The 16,429-nt window shown below is 40.1% G+C and carries 15 protein-coding genes; 6 read left to right on the top strand and 9 right to left on the bottom strand.

The window, feature by feature from the left end:
• Positions 1-393 precede the first annotated feature (393 nt).
• Positions 394-750, top strand: coding sequence for a hypothetical protein (locus B6K83_RS06910; protein ID WP_005492643.1), 357 nt, complete (start codon positions 394-396; stop codon positions 748-750).
• Between the two features lie 424 nt (positions 751-1,174).
• Here the strand turns inward: B6K83_RS06910 and B6K83_RS06900 are convergent, their stop codons facing one another.
• The 3 genes from B6K83_RS06900 to B6K83_RS06890 form a co-directional block, all read right to left on the bottom strand.
• Positions 1,175-1,408 carry a hypothetical protein gene (locus B6K83_RS06900; RefSeq protein WP_005492646.1) on the bottom strand — a complete coding sequence of 78 codons (234 nt, stop codon included), beginning with the start codon at positions 1,406-1,408 and terminating at the stop codon, positions 1,175-1,177.
• A 57-nt stretch (positions 1,409-1,465) separates the two neighbouring features.
• On the bottom strand, positions 1,466-1,879 hold the full coding sequence (locus tag B6K83_RS06895) for a hypothetical protein (protein WP_005492647.1): 414 nt from the start codon (positions 1,877-1,879) through the stop codon (positions 1,466-1,468).
• A gap of 102 nt (positions 1,880-1,981) precedes the next feature.
• Positions 1,982-2,278 carry a hypothetical protein gene (locus tag B6K83_RS06890; protein ID WP_085284209.1) on the bottom strand — a complete coding sequence of 99 codons (297 nt, stop codon included), beginning with the start codon at positions 2,276-2,278 and terminating at the stop codon, positions 1,982-1,984.
• A gap of 82 nt (positions 2,279-2,360) precedes the next feature.
• Here B6K83_RS06890 and B6K83_RS06885 point away from each other — a divergent pair, with 82 nt between their 5' ends.
• The 5 genes from B6K83_RS06885 to B6K83_RS06865 all read left to right on the top strand — a co-directional run bounded on the left by B6K83_RS06885 (position 2,361) and on the right by B6K83_RS06865 (position 8,451).
• Positions 2,361-3,461: a WYL domain-containing protein gene (locus B6K83_RS06885; RefSeq protein WP_005492649.1), complete on the top strand. Its 1,101-nt coding sequence runs from the start codon at positions 2,361-2,363 to the stop codon at positions 3,459-3,461.
• 436 nt (positions 3,462-3,897) lie between these two features.
• Positions 3,898-4,686 (top strand): imidazole glycerol phosphate synthase subunit HisF, encoded by a 789-nt coding sequence (hisF, locus tag B6K83_RS06880; RefSeq protein ID WP_085284208.1) that lies wholly within the window; start codon positions 3,898-3,900, stop codon positions 4,684-4,686.
• The gene (gene hisIE, locus B6K83_RS06875) at positions 4,680-5,300 is read left to right on the top strand and encodes a bifunctional phosphoribosyl-AMP cyclohydrolase/phosphoribosyl-ATP diphosphatase HisIE (protein WP_085284207.1); all 621 of its coding nucleotides are present in this window, start codon (positions 4,680-4,682) and stop codon (positions 5,298-5,300) included. Before hisF ends, hisIE begins: the two co-directional genes overlap by 7 nt.
• A gap of 349 nt (positions 5,301-5,649) precedes the next feature.
• The gene (locus tag B6K83_RS06870; protein ID WP_085284206.1) at positions 5,650-7,974 is read left to right on the top strand and encodes a sensor domain-containing phosphodiesterase; all 2,325 of its coding nucleotides are present in this window, start codon (positions 5,650-5,652) and stop codon (positions 7,972-7,974) included.
• A complete protein-coding gene (locus B6K83_RS06865) occupies positions 7,975-8,451 on the top strand; it encodes a GNAT family N-acetyltransferase (RefSeq protein WP_233143841.1) in 477 nt (158 codons plus the stop codon).
• Positions 8,452-8,512: 61 nt separating this feature from the next.
• Here B6K83_RS06865 and B6K83_RS06860 read toward each other — a convergent pair whose 3' ends face one another.
• The 6 genes from B6K83_RS06860 to B6K83_RS06835 form a co-directional block, all read right to left on the bottom strand.
• Positions 8,513-8,908 carry an MAPEG family protein gene (locus B6K83_RS06860; protein ID WP_085284205.1) on the bottom strand — a complete coding sequence of 132 codons (396 nt, stop codon included), beginning with the start codon at positions 8,906-8,908 and terminating at the stop codon, positions 8,513-8,515.
• A 368-nt stretch (positions 8,909-9,276) separates the two neighbouring features.
• Complete coding sequence (gene adk / locus B6K83_RS06855; RefSeq protein WP_085284204.1) at positions 9,277-9,921, bottom strand: adenylate kinase; 645 nt, start codon at positions 9,919-9,921, stop codon at positions 9,277-9,279.
• 217 nt (positions 9,922-10,138) lie between these two features.
• On the bottom strand, positions 10,139-12,100 hold the full coding sequence (htpG, locus tag B6K83_RS06850) for a molecular chaperone HtpG (protein WP_085284203.1): 1,962 nt from the start codon (positions 12,098-12,100) through the stop codon (positions 10,139-10,141).
• 392 nt (positions 12,101-12,492) lie between these two features.
• Positions 12,493-14,259 (bottom strand): DUF3466 family protein, encoded by a 1,767-nt coding sequence (locus B6K83_RS06845; RefSeq protein ID WP_085284202.1) that lies wholly within the window; start codon positions 14,257-14,259, stop codon positions 12,493-12,495.
• Between the two features lie 25 nt (positions 14,260-14,284).
• Positions 14,285-16,195 (bottom strand): ATP-binding cassette ATPase Uup, encoded by a 1,911-nt coding sequence (gene uup, locus B6K83_RS06840; RefSeq protein ID WP_085284201.1) that lies wholly within the window; start codon positions 16,193-16,195, stop codon positions 14,285-14,287.
• Positions 16,196-16,198: 3 nt separating this feature from the next.
• Entirely contained in the window at positions 16,199-16,429 is a 231-nt protein-coding gene (locus tag B6K83_RS06835; protein WP_085284200.1) for a glutaredoxin family protein, read from the bottom strand.

The following is a 16,429-nucleotide window of genomic DNA, read 5'->3' as shown; positions in this document are numbered from 1 at the left end:
CCAATTAACCATAAAAATTTGAATATTTACAGTGAAACTACAACTTCTTCATAAAGTTATATGTGACATTCAGCACCATGCATTTGAATACACTTCATGAATCCGTCGTGGTAAGTCATTTTTGATCTCGAATGCTTCACAGGCAGAAGTCCAAAAGAGAAAACTGTATTCGTTATCTTTTTGTTTATCTAATAGTGAAAGTTTGATTTGTTCTATATGAAAATCGTATTCAACTTTACTGTGAATTACGTGATCTCCAGCCCAAATTAAACATAACTCTAAATTAGTCATAGCGACCTCCCAAAACAAAAGATTAGCTGGCTATTGGGACAAAAAGCGTCCTAACTTTTCCGTAGGCTTATTTAAACAGTTAAATTATAAATGAGTGAATCAATGAATCGCGAAACAGTTAATGAAGAACACTTTTTAATTAGCATTGAGCCAAGCACGGTTGCTTCAGCTTATCTGTTAATAGCCCAAACAGGAGTCTTATTCTCTGAAGATTTAAGTTACAGGTTAGCTATTTCAGATATTCAAATTGATAAGGCTAAAAGTCAAAAATCTTATCTATTCTTTAGAGCACAAGCAGAAATACATGACATTTCAGGAAACGACTCAAACTTCGTTGAATCAATAGCCGCTGTTGGTAGCTTGTCTCAAATTTATCACTATTTAGTTACTCAGTTTGAACTGTTTTTGATTCAGAAAGGGTTAAACATAGTAGTATTTCAGGAGGAAAAGGATGCATAAATGCCTCTATATAATACTTGCTCTAAACATTTCTGGCTGTGCAATTACCAACTCTAACTGTGGCTTACCTGCCGATGTATATAGCAAGGTTAAACAATACAACAGAGGCCCAATAAATGGCGCCATTGATGACAATCTCGACGGCAAAATAGACCAATATGAAGCTTTTGGGCATTAGGATTTCGAACAGCTCTCAAGAGTTTTCCAATCAGGCGAACCAGATCAAGAATATATTTGGACGAACATAGATACATGCTACGTATTTAACGTGAATGTAGAAGATTACTTTGAAGATTCTAAACGAGGTATTTTATACCAAACATGCAGAAAATTTACTTATTCAGTGACTAACCCAACAGGCCAAAAACTAGGTTCGGGAGCAGGCCAAGCCTGCCGGAATTTTGCTACCCAAAAGTGGGAAATCTTATGATTTTAATTTAGGTGAACCTGTATGTTCAAGCTTCACAAAGACTTCACCTATAGACTTACCTGCAACTTCAGCCTCATAACCGTAATGTGCAGGTCCAATATCAATTTCTAGCTTAACACCAGATGGCTCCATATCCATTTCAACTTCGGCTTCAGATTTTCGACTTACTAGTCTTAAGTAATTTTCAGTCGCCTCTTCACTAAACTCTATAATTAATAGATTCGCCATAATTCACCCTATCGTTATTTGAGTATTTTCTCAGCAAAAGAGAAAATGCTACTACCCTTAAGCTCCCCAAGCATCAAGCAGCCACCAACAAAAGCCTAATAAAGCAATGTGAGGAGTAAAGAAAAGCAAATAACTCCACCATACTTTCGAAGCTCTATTCGTTATAGCTGTGATGGCTTGTTGTTTTTTGTATTTAGGCGCAGTTTCGTCACTTAATCTTTCGATATAGTTAATATCGATACACTTGATTCGAAGCTCTCGATCCTGCCATTTATCATACCAGCGCTTTGCTCTCAGCAGTGTAATGGTTCCGATAAAAGCACTAACCCAAAATAGAGTATCTCCTCTCATCACTACAATAGAAAACATAACGCCAAGTTTACCCGCACCAATTAGGAAAAAGCCGTTTTGAACACACTCATAAACAGGGTTAAAGCCCCCAATATAGACTTCTTTTGGTTGATACTGCATAAAAGCACTCCTAAATATTTAAATGTTGATCATTGTCAATCTGGGTGTGTCCACATCGTTTAATGTGAAATAATCTAATAAGGTCTTGATTGGAAGTTTTCATTAGTGCATCACCCTTTCTTCAGAAAGTAATGTTGATTGAAATTGCTTGAGTTCATCGACCAGTTTCGTCAGGTCAGACATGACTGCTGAGTCAGCTGCTTTTTGTATACTTGATTCTAAAGCTTCTTGAACTGAGAGGATCAGGCATGAAATAACGTACTTTTCTCTATTAGTATTTAGTTGCCCTAATGAAAGTTGATTAATCACATTTGTAATTTCTGTACTCGTTGAAAAGTCTTGATAAAGCGAGAGTTCACAAAACATTTTCATGACATTTAATAGTTGTTCAGACAGCATAAAAGTTACTCCTCGATTGACATTAGTGGCATTTTAAAAGAATATCGAGACAACACTTGTCCTATAGGGTTTACTCACTTGTATGAAGTCATCGAATTCAGAATTTAGAAACGCGATCGTGCGAAGCATTGGTGTCGGTGAAGATAAGGCAATTAAAATAAAAGATTTAATTGAAAACCGACTGTCTAGCTTTAGAAAAGAAAGCCAAGACTCTTTTGATTCTTTCAAGAAAAACGCATCTCGAATTATCACTTCTATACTAGATGATGAAGGAGAAGGACTCTGTAGAGTAAAAAAGGGAAATGCTTATTTATATTACTGGACCTCACAAAAAGACAAAGATGATGCTGTTGAACAGTTTGAAATGTCAGAAGAAAGAGCGTTTGCATTTGCGTTTATTAAAGAATATCTGCCGGAGCTAATTCCTCCTCATATTTTTTCAGCGTTACAAACTGAATTCAAAAGAGCTGAAGAAGTATTAGACCATTCAGAGCTTACAAAATATTTGTCTAAAATAGATTTCAATCCGATGGGTTATGACATGCATAGCGTATTAGATCACGAGTCAGCCACAATTGAAGAAAGAAAATCTTGGCAGTTTGTATTTGATTGTACATTTGAAGAACAGTGCTTTTCTGCTAATTACCAATCAATTCACAAGAGTTTTGATGCAAAAGAATTAATCTTATCGCCTCAAAGAATTGTACTGTTAAACCAACACTTAAAAGTACTGGCTCATGAGCATAATACTAATACGACGAGATATTTTGAAATAGGCAAATTGCATGATTTAACTGCGTCAAAAGAGCAGTTTATTGAAGTCAAAAAAACAGAATATGAAACAAGAGAAAAGATCTCAGCTATTTGCCATACATGGGTTAAAAGTAATTTTGAAGCCACCTCTATAGCTGATAAAGCGACTTTTACTAAATTAAAGACTGATGACTGTTGGCTAATTGAAATGGAGTTAAGTTTTCCAATTCACTTCAATAGAAAAGAGCCAGATCCTTTCTTTATTGCAAATTATTTAAGTGGATTTTCAGATTCCATCGTTGTTTTGGAGCCTGAATTCTTGCGACGAGAAATGCTGCGAAGAGCCGCTAGCTTAGTGCAAGCCTACACTGTCCAAACCAACTCTGAATTAATAGTATCTGCTAGCCCGAAAGCCATGACTAGAAATTAGTCTTAACTTGAATTTTTTGAACAATTATTACTTGATTCGAATCTACACTTTCGTGAATTTAAGAACTATCAACTTTTAATTGCGAAGGTACATCTGTCAGCCAGAAATAACTAGCCTAAAGATTTACTGACTTAAGGATTCAAACCGTCGAGAAAACATAAGCCCACTCCCCTTATAATTAGCTGAGTTTTGTTATTAAGAATAATGATAACAGTTATTACACTTATGTATTAACTAACTGCTTCTTATGCGTTATATTCCTAGTCAAACTCAATAAATGTGACGATTTCAGCAATGCGACGTTGAATTGTTATTCAAACATTATTAGATAAATAATATATTAAGTGTAGCCTATGTGTATCCATTTTAAATCAAAATCAAAAACCGAAAAAGAAATACCCCTTAAATATCAAAAGATTAAACTAATGGTGACACTATGTTAGCTAAACGTATTATTCCTTGTTTAGATGTTCGCGACGGTAAAGTGGTCAAAGGCGTGCAATTTCGCAATCACGAAATTATCGGCGATATAGTACCGCTTGCACAGCAGTACGCACAAGCGGGTGCTGATGAATTGGTTTTTTATGATATTACTGCTAGCTCAGATGATCGCGTGGTGGATAAAAGCTGGGTTAGTCGTATCGCCCAAGTGATCGATATCCCATTTTGTGTCGCCGGCGGCATAAAAACTGAAGCCGATGCTAAGCAAATATTGATGATGGGGGCGGATAAAATTTCCATTAATTCGCCTGCGTTACGAGATCCGAGTTTAATATCACGTTTAGCTGATGTTTTCGGCCAGCAATGTATTGTGGTCGGCATTGATAGCTTTTTTAATCAAGACGCCAATAACGGCGTTGGTGAATACCAAGTTTATCAATTTACCGGCGATGAAGCGCGCACGCAAAAAACAAAGTGGCGCACGCTTGATTGGCTACAAGAAGTACAAAAACTCGGCGCCGGTGAAATAGTGCTTAATTGCATGAACCAAGACGGTGTTCGCCAAGGCTATGATCTTCCCCAACTAAGCCAAGTCAGAGCGCTATGTCATGTGCCATTAATTGCTTCAGGTGGCGCCGGTGAAATATCACACTTTGTTGATGTTTTTCAACAAACTGACGTTGATGGCGCGTTAGCCGCTAGTGTTTTTCATAAAGGCATCATCGCCATTAATGAATTAAAGCAAACCCTTAAAAATGAAAAAGTTGAGATCAGATTATGCTAATTACACCCGACAATATCGCGCAACTGGCTTGGGATAAAATGGCCGGCATGATCCCCGCCATTATTCAACATCAAGATACTGGCGCCGTGTTAATGCAAGGCTATATGAATATTGACGCCTTAACGCAAACCTTAGCTACTGGCCGCGCCACTTTTTATAGTCGCGCTAAACAAGCACTATGGTGTAAAGGGGAAACCAGCGGCAATTACTTGCTGGTTAGCCAAGTGCTTACTGATTGCGATCAAGACAGCTTACTGATTGCCTGCAGGCCGCAAGGCCCTACATGTCATTTAGGCACTGAGTCTTGTTTTGCTGAGCAAACTATCAGCCAACAAAACTTTCTTAGTCAACTTGAGCAAGTGATTGCCAGTCGCAAAAATGACGCGCCAGCAGAGAGTTACACTGCGCAGTTATTTTCTCGTGGCACCACTAAAATAGCCCAAAAAGTCGGCGAAGAAGGCGTTGAGGTGGCATTAGCGGCGGTTGCTGAAACTAAAGAAGACTTACTCGGTGAATGTGCGGACTTGTTTTACCACACCTTAGTGTTACTGCAAGATCAAAACATTAATTTAAGTGAAGTCATGGCGGTGCTACAAACTCGGCACCAAAAATAACAGCTAACCCTAGCCAGTTCTAGCTGAGTGTTGACACAAAACGCACATCATTAAAACTAAATAACGATGTGCGTTTCTCACCTAACATAACTCGACACCGTTAGCTTGCAAAACTAACGTCTATCGGTTCTAGCATGTAAAATGATGCAATAGAACGGATAAAGGCCAACTTGGGTTGTAGCAATGACCCGCTAATATCGTGCAATTACATCAATATTATGACTCTGTTTTTTGTCTCGCTTGCTATTATTACTACATGAAAGGTAAATTTTCTTATGTTAGCCTAGTAACTTATAATTATGTCTTATGTGCCGAGTAACTTCCCCTATGAATAAGAAGTTAAGCTGATATGAAAGCTAAGTTGAAAGCTAAATTCATCAATCGTTCTCTTGAAGATAAAATTCTCCTGACTTTGACCGCAACGGCAACGTTAGGGCTACTACCGTTTTTAATTTTCGGTTTTCAATTACAAGATCAACTCGCTAAACTCATAGCCGCGACCGCCATATTCGGCCTATCATGTATTTTTATTGGTTTGTTGTTTAGCCGCAAAACCACCATTTTTAGTGCCTTGTTAGCCATATTTACTCAAATCATTATTTTGGCAGCGATATATTTAAAAGGCGCGAACCTCATCTACTGGGCTTTTCCCGCCGTTGTGGCAAGCTTTTATCTGCTACCCGCATTGCTTGGTGGTGCTTTTAACAGCATCATGATCGTCAATGTTTTTTTTATCGCAAATCAACAGCTTGATACCGTCAACCTCTATCGCATACTGATCACCTTAGTACTGACAAACTTATTTGCCTTGGCATTTTCAATGTTTATGCAGAAAAAAAACCGCCTGCTTAGTGATAATGTCACCTTAAGCCAAAGCCGCAATAAACTGCTAGAGTTAATTGCCAGTTCCAATAAGCTAACAACAATATTATCCGCTATTGTCAAAGAAATTGAGTATGAATTTCCCAATGTAAGAGGCAGTATTTTATTACTTGATGGCTCAGGTAAACACTTAACACTTGGCGCAGCGCCAAGTTTGCCGGACTTTTTTAACCAGGCAGTAGATGGCATGACTATCGGTCATGGTGCCGGCTCTTGTGGCACTGCGGCCTTCACCAAAAAACGCGTTATAGTTAGCGACATCGCCAACCATCCATACTGGAGCGCTTGGAAAGATCTCGCTAAAAAAGCCAATATCGCAGCGTGTTGGTCTGAACCCATTATTGACAGCAATGGCACATTGCTCGGCACTTTTGCCTTATATCATGAGAAAGTGGCCACCCCCACTAAGCGTGACTTTATTGCTATAGAGCAAATTACCAATATTGCCCGCATAGCGATTGAACGCGAACGCGCAGATAACATCATATGGCAACAAGCCAATTATGATAATTTAACCTTGCTACCAAATCGCAACTTAATGCACGAACATTTAATGACGGCTATCGCCAATGCACAACGCGACAAAAGTCAGCTCGCCGTTGTCATGCTAGACCTTGATAATTTTAAAGATGTTAATGACTCGTTAGGCCATAGCACCGGCGATAAATTATTAATTCAAACCTCAAGACGCATTAAAAGCTGTTTGAGAAAAAATGACATCGTTGCGCGTTTAGGTGGCGATGAGTTTGTCATCATTCTAGTGGGCACTAATAGCACTGCCGATATTGATAACATAGGGCAAAAACTGCTAAGTAGCTTGTCGCAACCATATCAAATAGAGCAAAAAAGTGTTTACTGCGCGGCGAGTTTAGGCATTGCACTTTACCCTAACGATGCCGACAATATTGACGCCTTGTTGCGAAATGCCGACCAAGCTATGTATGGAGCAAAAGCACGAGGACGCAATAGTATTCATTACTTTACCGAGCAAATGCGCACAGACTTTTTAAAGCGTATGGAAATCATACAAAATTTACGCTCGGCCCTGAACAAACAACAATTCCATATGGTTTATCAGCCCATCGTGGACTTAACCAACAATAAAATTATTAAAGCGGAAGCGTTAATTCGTTGGCAGCACCCTGAAATTGGTGCTATTTCACCACTAGACTTCATACCATTAGCTGAAGAAACCGGTCTAATATGTGACATTAGCGACTGGATATTTAACCAAGTTTCACAACAAGTAAAACACTGGCGCGAGCATTATTGTCCCGAGTTAATGATCAGTATCAATACCTCGCCGGTACAATATCGCAACCAAGGCCGACAAATAACCAACTGGGCCGAGTTATTGAAAAAACAGGGCCTTGAGCAGCAAGCAATCGCCATAGAAATCACTGAAAATTTGTTAATGGAAAATCAAAGTCAAGTGATCTCAGTACTAGATCAAGTGCGTCAACAGGGCGTTGCCATAGCCATTGATGATTTTGGCACTGGCTATTGCTCTTTCTCTTACCTTAAAAATTACACTATTGATTATTTAAAAATTGACAAAAGCTTCGTACAAAACATGGCTACTGACAATAAAGATGCCGCACTCTGTCAGGCGATCATTGTAATGGCCAATAAACTTGGCATTGATGTGATCGCAGAAGGCATAGAAACCGAGCAACAAAAGCAATTACTTATGCAGGCGGGCTGCCATTTAGGACAAGGATATTTATTAGCTAAGCCGATGAAGCAACAAGAGTTTGAGCAACTATTAATTCAAGAGCAGAGCAAAACTTAAATGATGAGAGACACCAGCAAGCCCACAATACATTGGCAAAACAAAACATTCTCCGAGCTTAACACCAATGAGTTATACGACTTGCTAAAATTGCGTATTGACGTTTTTGTTGTTGAACAGTGCTGTTTTTACGCCGACATCGACGAGTACGACCGCCATCCACAAACCCGTCATGTATTTTGCTATCAAAATGGTGTTATGGTGGCGTATTTGCGTATCTTACCTAAAGGCGTAACCTATGAGCATTATGTCAGTATCGGCCGTGTTGTTACTGCTCAAAGCGCACGAGGCACAGGACTTGGCCATGCACTAATCAGCGCCGGTTTAAGCATTTGCGCGCAAAATTTTCCGCAAGAACAGTTAAAAATATCAGCGCAAGAGCACTTAGAAACGTTTTATAATCAACATGGTTTTACCCGCGTTAGTGAGATGTATTTAGAAGATGATATTCCGCACATTGCAATGCTGAAAAATTAACAAGCCGACCATGCCAACATTAAAATATCAGCATGGCGGTGACACTAAAGTGGCTGCGTCTTTAGGCAACAATAAATAAGCGAATATTAACTACCGCCAAGACAATCAGCACTACAAACGTAGACAACATGGCGATTTGGCGTTGTAATGATGCTCCGATTGATTTACTCAATCCTATCGCGTGAAAAACGCGCGAAATGATCAACAATGCGCCAATAGCATGCAAGATAGTAGCGTCACCATTATTGAGCTCATAACAAGCTAATAAAATGAGTGCTAATGGCACATATTCGGCAAAATTGCCGTGGATACGAATGGCTGCTGCCAGTACTTTGTTGCCACCCGAGCCAATTCCTATTTGTAAACTCAAGCGTAAACGAATGATATTAATGGTTAAACCTAAATATAATAGTGCTAATAAGCTTGCGTAAAAGCCGGTAATTGAAAGTTGTAGCATAGTTGTCCCTCATGTTTTTATGGCGTGTAAGCGCTTTGCAAGCATTCAACTGAATGCAAAACAATGACAATGTTGTATTGGTTATACTTTTAATAATTAGAGATTTTAGTTTCGATATCAATATTATAGAAATAAATCATACCCACAATGACAAGCTATTGATAGCAGCAATTCAAGAAAACACTTGCCATTATGAGTGGATAACGACTTAGAAAATTAGCAAGGTTGCTATTGCAACATAACACTTGCAGACGATAACAAGTTTTACCAGCTTAGAAACACAAAAAGGGATCTCAGCGATCCCTTTTTATTGTTAAGCACTAAACGCTTGCTAGTATGAAATATGCGCGTTGGCGGTTAGCGTTAAGTTAACTTAGCTTTTCATCAAGTAAGGCGTTAACTTTTTCTACCGCTTGTGTACCATCAATAGTGATATAAGCACATGCGCCGGCTTTAGCTTCAGCTTGGTAGTAGTTAACTAGCGGCTTAGTTTGTTCGTGGTAAATGCTTAAACGCTTACGCACTGTCGCTTCTTCATCATCAGGGCGTACTAGCAGCTCATCGCCAGTTTCATCATCTTTACCTTGTTCTTTAGGTGGGTTGTAAACAATGTGGTAAACACGACCTGAGCCTGCATGTACACGGCGACCTGACATGCGTTCAACAATAACTTCATCAGGCACATCAAATTCAATCACATAATCGACATCAATGCCATTTTCTTTCATGGCATCCGCTTGCGGAATTGTACGAGGAAAACCGTCTAATAAGAAACCCGCTTTACAATCATCTTGTGTGACGCGCTCTTTGACCAAGCCAATAATTAATTCATCAGAAACGAGTTGCCCTGCGTCCATTACGGCTTTGGCTTGCTTACCGAGCTCAGTGCCAGCCTTAATTGCCGCGCGCAGCATATCACCGGTTGAGATTTGCGGAATGCCAAATTTAGCCATTAAGAATTGTGCTTGAGTACCTTTACCAGCGCCAGGTGCACCTAATAAAATAATGCGCATTGAGTATAACCCTATTTAATTAATGAATTGGTTTTGCGAAGAGCAAACACTATACATATTCAAAGGGTTGCAAACAAGTAGCAAGCGAAGTAAAAAGACAAAAAAGGAGCTAAAAAGCTCCTTTTTTTGACTAAAGTCTAACGACCCTAGCGATTTTCTATATTGCAGCCAATAGCCCAGCTCTTGCCTAGAGATTGACTGCTTTTTTACGCACTAATTACTGAGTCAAACTTAGCATCAGTTTGTTTAATCGCGCCACAAAGCTTGCTGGATCTTTTAAACTACCGCGCTCTGCTAACATGGCTTGTTCAAATAACACTTCAACCCACTGATTAAACTGCGTATCGTCTTGCTGATCTGCAACATGCTTGATCAATTCGTGCTCAGCGTTAATCTCAAAAATCGGTAAGGCGTCAGGTACTTCTTGACCTACCGACTGCATTAACTTCATCATTTGGCTGCTCATGTCATGCTCGTCTGCAACAATACAGGCAGGAGAATCCGTTAAGCGTTGTGAAATTTTAACGTCTTTGGCTTTACCTTCGAGTGCGGTTTTGATGCGCGTGATCACAGAGTCAAACTCTTGTGCAAGTTTTTCTTGTGCTTCCTTCGTCTCTGCATCATCCATATCGCCTAGGTCTAAACCACCACGGGTCACAGATTGCAGTTGCTTACCATCAAACTCAGTTAGGTGGCTCACTAACCACTCGTCAATGCGATCTGACATTAACAAGACTTCAATGCCTTTCTTGCGGAACACTTCTAAATGTGGGCTGTTTTTTGCCGCTTCAAAGCTATCTGCAACCACATAGTAAATCTTATCCTGACCTTCTTTCATGCGCTCAACATACTGCGCTAATGATGCACTTTGGACACTGGTATCAGCATGTGTTGAGGCAAAACGTAATAACCCTGCGATGGCATCTTTGTTAGCCATATCTTCTGCTGGGCCTTCTTTTAGTACTTGACCAAACTCATTCCAAAACAGTTGGTATTGCTCAGCGTCTTTTTTGCCGAGTTTTTCTAACATTTTTAATACGCGTTTAGTACAGCCTTTACGGATCGCTTGGGTGATTTTACTGTCTTGTAAAATTTCACGCGAAACGTTTAACGGCAAGTCATTTGAGTCTAATAAACCTTTAACAAAACGCAGGTAAGTTGGCATAAACTGCTCAGCATCGTCCATAATAAATACGCGCTGTACATAAAGCTTTAAGCCATGTTGCTTTTCACGGTTGTACATATCAAACGGTGCTTTTGATGGAATATAAAGCAACGAAGTATATTCAGTTTTACCTTCTACTTTGTTGTGCTCCCACAACATAGGATCAGCAAAATCATGTGAAACATGTTTGTAGAACTCTTTATATTCGTCATCACTTACGTCTGCTTTTTCACGCGTCCACAGTGCTGTTGCTTTGTTAACCGCTTCCCATTTCGCAGGAATCGCATCACGCGCTTCAACCGCAGGTGTAGTTACATTGCCGTCTTCATCTTTAACTTCAGCAACTGCTTCAACCGCAGGCACTTCTGGCGTTAACATTTCAACCGATACTGAAATATGATCAGAATATTTAGTAACAATCGACTTTAAGCGCCATTCATCAGCAAACTCTTTTTCATCTTCTTTTAGGTGTAAAATAATGTCGGTACCGCGATTGGCTTTTTCAATTTTGGCGGTAGTAAACTCCCCTTCACCTTCAGATGTCCATTCAACACCTTCAGAGGCATCAACACCAGCAGCGCGTGAACGTACAGTAACTTTATCTGCAACGATAAATGCTGAGTAAAAACCGACACCAAATTGACCGATTAATTGAGAATCAGCCGCTTGGTCGCCAGACAGTTGAGAGAAAAACTCTGCTGTACCGGATTTAGCAATCGTGCCTAAGTGCTCAATAATTTGATCATGCGTCATACCAATACCATTATCAGAAATGGTCACAGTATTCGCTTCTTTGTCGGCACTAACACGCACGCGCAGTTCACCGTCACCTTCATAAAGGTCTGCATTGGACAAGGCTTTAAAACGTAACTTGTCTGATGCATCAGCAGCATTAGATACTAACTCACGCAAAAATATTTCTTTATTAGAATAAAGTGAATGGATCATAAGCTGAAGCAACTGCTTCACCTCTGTTTGAAAACCATGAACTTCTTTTTGACCTGTCTCAGACATCTGAATATTTCCTACTCTAACGAACATAAAAATGATGGTTTATTGTCAGTATTAAATATCATTCAATACTCACTCGATAGTAAACATGTGGGGGTAGGGAAAATAATTTCAAGCAAAAAATTAAAAAAAATCTGGCTTAATAGCCAAGCTTACCTCTGCTGACTAAAAATTCTGTGCTTAGGCTAGGTACACTTTTTAAACTTGGCTCAGCTGGTGTGCTGTGCTAGCTATTGAGCATTAACGCTTAGTATTACTGAAAGCGCTAAGGTAGGATTTATAACGCTATTGGGTGGCGACTTTGGTGAGGATAAAAGACAAAAAAACAAAAGGCCTGACCGCAAATTGGAACAGCGCGATCAGGCCAATGACTATTAAATGTACTTAATCAGTACTTATGCTAAATGAAATCGACGACGCAACGCCACTAGTACCAACAAAAACAAGCTGCTTAAGCCTAAACCTGCGCCCTTTCTTTCTGTTTTTTCTTCAACTTCACTGCAGTTTTCAATCTCACCTGCAATGGGTTTAAGGCTAACAGCGCGAACCACATCTTCAAATAGTTGCTCACCTTGTTCATCAAACATTAATTCACCTTTGGCATCATGACGTGGTACCCGTACCAAGGCAGTCGCTGAAATCTCGTCGGCATCATTAATATCGCGAGCTTCTATAATGGTATAGGGGCTATCACAGCTCAAAAAGTTATTTAAATCTGTAAAGGTTTCAGTGCTGATATCATACAAGAAGCCGTGGGTTCTTCGCGGTGTACTGGCATTGTCGTTATGCGTTTCTACTTCGCCCTCGCCAACAATTTTCCCTGCCTCATTAATAGCACGAGCCGTACTGGAGCTGCCTGTGAAAAAGTCGGTCGGTAACACCATAGCCATGGTGTCAGCATTGGTGTCAACATGGTAAAACTTAGTGCGTAAATTACCATTAATATAAGTGGTTACATGCCCTACCGCGATACCGCCGTCATTAATATCATAGGCTTTTGAGCGAAAATACTCGCTGTGATCATCAGTAAAGTCTTTAACCTCACCATCTTTATAAACCACAGCGTAGAGTTCACGACGTTCGTTAACACTTGGCTCTGTTTCGTTTTCATCCCACCAACCATAAGCAAAACCAACAGCCACGCCATGATTATTTACCGCTTGCGCATAGTTGATATATTCACGTTCATCATCAGGGTGTGGAGTTACTAATTGCCCTAGTGCTTCCGAGGTCACAACGCCTTGCTCATCAATGGTCCATTTAAAGGCCTCAGTGTTGTAAATATTTTCCACCACACCTTGCACACAAACCTCAAACGGAACATCTTTCAATCGCTCTGGATCAGCACAACCACCGCTTTCATCGGTAATAAAGTCAATGCCATTTTTATCAATACTGGTACTGGCATAGCCAACCGCATAATGTGAATCACTAATATCTAAAATAGCCGACTCGCCACCAAAACGTTGATCTTCTGGCAACTCAGTTTCACTCGGTGGTACAATTTCGATAATGGTATTACCACCATCGGGCGAGAAAAAACCTCGGGTGGTAAAACTGCGTACCCAATGCGTCACTTGCTCTCCATCGCTTTCGGTAAAGTCGAGCGGTAAATATGGCGCAGATGCACTACCATACACCCAACCTTCATTGGTAATACCTTCAATATATTCTTTGGTTGAGCGAGTAAACAGCTCTGTGCCCGGCAGGTTTGTATCAAAAACATTAAATAATTCAGTTTGACCATTAAAATTAGTCATGGCAAAAATATCACCAAACTGCTGATACAACGAATTACCTGCTCGCGCTTGCAAAAATCGTAATACCCAAGATAAGTCGTTAGCCGTTGGCGTACCCGCTCGCAGTGCGGCTTCGTCTTCAATATCATTTAAGTCATGTACTGCTTCATGATCTCGATTTGCTAAGGCGACAATCGTGTCATAGTCGTCTTCATCAAAATACTGAAACTGCACGGGAAAATTATATATGCCAGTGCCTGAAATAGCAGCTTCACCATTGTTATTTTCTTGTTGGGAGTAGGTATATTTTAATGAGGAGACATTACCTTTATCAATCACTTGGTATGTCGCAGCATTAGCGGCGGGCAATCCTAATGCACTAGTCATACCTAATGCTAATATTGTTTTTACAAATTTTCTCATCTAACTACTAAACTCACTTTCGTTATTAATCATCTAATTCTTGCCATCTAGCGTATGCAAGCTCGAGTTTCGACTCGCTTTCGGCTAGCTGGTTCAATATGGTGCTGGTGTGCTCTGTGCTTTGACTAAAAAAGTCAGCACTATTTACTTGTTGTTGATAATCAGCGATCAGGCTTTCAAGCTCGTCAATTACTTGCGGTAGTGATGCTAACTCTCGCTGCTCTTTATAAGAGAGCTTTTTCTTGCTGGTTAGTTCAACTTTTTCGCTAACAAGCGGTTTTTTTTCTACTGGTTTGCTTTTTTCCGTTTCCGGTTTCATGGCTTGACGTTGTTTATCTTTAAGTTCGAGATAACTATCAACATCATCATAACCACCCACTATTTGGCTGATATGCCCTGTACCATCAAAATATAAACAACTGCTCACACAATTGTTAACAAAATCACGATCATGGCTGACTAAAATAACGGTTCCAGCGTAATTTGCAACGACTTCTTCCAATAACTCTAAAGTTTCAATGTCGAGATCGTTAGTAGGCTCATCTAAAATCAGTAAATTACTGGGGCGTAAAAATAGCCTTGCGAGCAACAAACGGTTTTTTTCACCGCCAGACAAGGCGCGTACAGGGGTACGAGCACGTTTTGGACTAAACAAAAAGTCTTGTAAATAGCCTAGTACATGGCGAGGCTTGCCATTAACCACAACTTCTTGTTTACCTTCACCAACGATTTCTTGTACGGTTTTATTTAAGTCTAAAGCGTCACGATGTTGATCAAAGTAGGCAATATCTAAATTAACCCCTGAGCGCATTTTCCCACTGCTTGGCACTAAATTGCCCATGATCAGCTTGATTAAGGTTGATTTACCCGTGCCATTGGCACCTATAAAAGCGATGCGATCATTACGAGTGATCAATAAGTCTAAGTTTTTTATTATCGCTTTATCATCAAAAGCCATTGTGAGGTTTTCCGCCTCAAATACTAACTTACCTGAGCGCTCACCTTGGCTGATTTTCATGCTGCTTTGATTACGCACTTCGCGGCGAGCTTGTCGCTCTTTTCGCAGTTTTTCTAATGCCCTAACACGACCTTCATTACGGGTACGACGGGCTTTTATACCTTGTCTGATCCACACTTCTTCTTCAGCTAAGCGTTTATCAAACAATGCATTTTGTTGGGTTTCTACTTGTAAGTCATGAGCTTTTTGCTCAATGTAGCGATCATAGTCGCCGGGGTAGCTTTTTAATATCCCGCGATCAAGGTCAATAATGCGTGTTGAAACACCACGAATAAATGCTCGGTCGTGACTAATAAACAAGATAGTACCGGCAAAGTCTTTTAAAAAGTTCTCCAACCACAAAACACTTTTTATATCCAAGTGGTTAGTTGGCTCATCAAGCAATAAAATGTCTGGCGCGGTAACTAAGGCTTTAGCCAAGGCAAGTTTACGCAGCCAACCACCTGATAAATCACAAATTTTATCATCAGCATTTAGCGCCAAGGTGGTCATTACTTGTTCAATCAACTGTTCGTCTTGCCAGGCATTCGCCACTTCAAGCTGCTCTTGAATATTGGCTAATTTCATTAAGTTTTGTTCAGAGGGGTCTTCGGTTACTGCATGGGCAATAGCGTGATAACGTTTAATTAAATCCGCATTCTCTTTTACCCCTTGGGCAATATAGTCAAAAACACTGATATCAGACGACTCAGGGGGATCTTGCTCTAACATCGCCACTTGCATAGTACTCGACTTGAGCACTTGACCATCATCTAACGTTTGCAGCCCCATTAATACTTTCATTAATGTAGACTTACCAGCGCCGTTTCGGCCCACCAAACAAATGCGCTCGCCGGTTTGTATACTAAGATCCGCCTTATCTAGAATCTTGTCTTCACCAAAGGCTAATTCGCCTTGAGAAATACGAACTAATTCCATAAATTACAACAACTCCAAAATTTGTGCTTGCTCAAATGGCCAAAACAGTTTCTTGCCGTCTGACAAACGTTCCAGTACAGGAATACTAATACGATAGAGTTCAAGTAACTGCTCATCATCTAAGATATCAACTTCTGCTAGTGCAGTTGCCGGCATTACCGCCAAACACAGCGCCAACGCCTGCTCGCATAAGTGACAACCTTCACTACCATAAAGATTAAATTTAACTGACAT

Source organism: Colwellia chukchiensis (assembly GCF_002104455.1).
Classification (GTDB): domain Bacteria; phylum Pseudomonadota; class Gammaproteobacteria; order Enterobacterales; family Alteromonadaceae; genus Cognaticolwellia; species Cognaticolwellia chukchiensis.
Note: the sequence above shows the minus strand (reverse complement) of the source record. Positions and strands in the feature narration are given on the sequence as shown.

Bases quoted from the DNA above. Each gene is read 5' to 3' on its own strand.
- B6K83_RS06910 (WP_005492643.1), top strand. From the start codon at position 394: ATGAATCGCGAAACAGTTAATGAAGAACACTTTTTAATTAGCATTGAG.
- B6K83_RS06900 (WP_005492646.1), bottom strand. From the start codon at position 1,408: ATGGCGAATCTATTAATTATAGAGTTTAGTGAAGAGGCGACTGAAAAT.
- B6K83_RS06895 (WP_005492647.1), bottom strand. From the start codon at position 1,879: ATGCAGTATCAACCAAAAGAAGTCTATATTGGGGGCTTTAACCCTGTT.
- B6K83_RS06890 (WP_085284209.1), bottom strand. From the start codon at position 2,278: ATGCTGTCTGAACAACTATTAAATGTCATGAAAATGTTTTGTGAACTC.
- B6K83_RS06885 (WP_005492649.1), top strand. From the start codon at position 2,361: ATGAAGTCATCGAATTCAGAATTTAGAAACGCGATCGTGCGAAGCATT.
- hisF (WP_085284208.1), top strand. From the start codon at position 3,898: ATGTTAGCTAAACGTATTATTCCTTGTTTAGATGTTCGCGACGGTAAA.
- hisIE (WP_085284207.1), top strand. From the start codon at position 4,680: ATGCTAATTACACCCGACAATATCGCGCAACTGGCTTGGGATAAAATG.
- B6K83_RS06870 (WP_085284206.1), top strand. From the start codon at position 5,650: ATGAAAGCTAAGTTGAAAGCTAAATTCATCAATCGTTCTCTTGAAGAT.
- B6K83_RS06865 (WP_233143841.1), top strand. From the start codon at position 7,975: ATGATGAGAGACACCAGCAAGCCCACAATACATTGGCAAAACAAAACA.
- B6K83_RS06860 (WP_085284205.1), bottom strand. From the start codon at position 8,908: ATGCTACAACTTTCAATTACCGGCTTTTACGCAAGCTTATTAGCACTA.
- adk (WP_085284204.1), bottom strand. From the start codon at position 9,921: ATGCGCATTATTTTATTAGGTGCACCTGGCGCTGGTAAAGGTACTCAA.
- htpG (WP_085284203.1), bottom strand. From the start codon at position 12,100: ATGTCTGAGACAGGTCAAAAAGAAGTTCATGGTTTTCAAACAGAGGTG.
- B6K83_RS06845 (WP_085284202.1), bottom strand. From the start codon at position 14,259: ATGAGAAAATTTGTAAAAACAATATTAGCATTAGGTATGACTAGTGCA.
- uup (WP_085284201.1), bottom strand. From the start codon at position 16,195: ATGGAATTAGTTCGTATTTCTCAAGGCGAATTAGCCTTTGGTGAAGAC.
- B6K83_RS06835 (WP_085284200.1), bottom strand. From the start codon at position 16,429: ATGTCAGTTAAATTTAATCTTTATGGTAGTGAAGGTTGTCACTTATGC.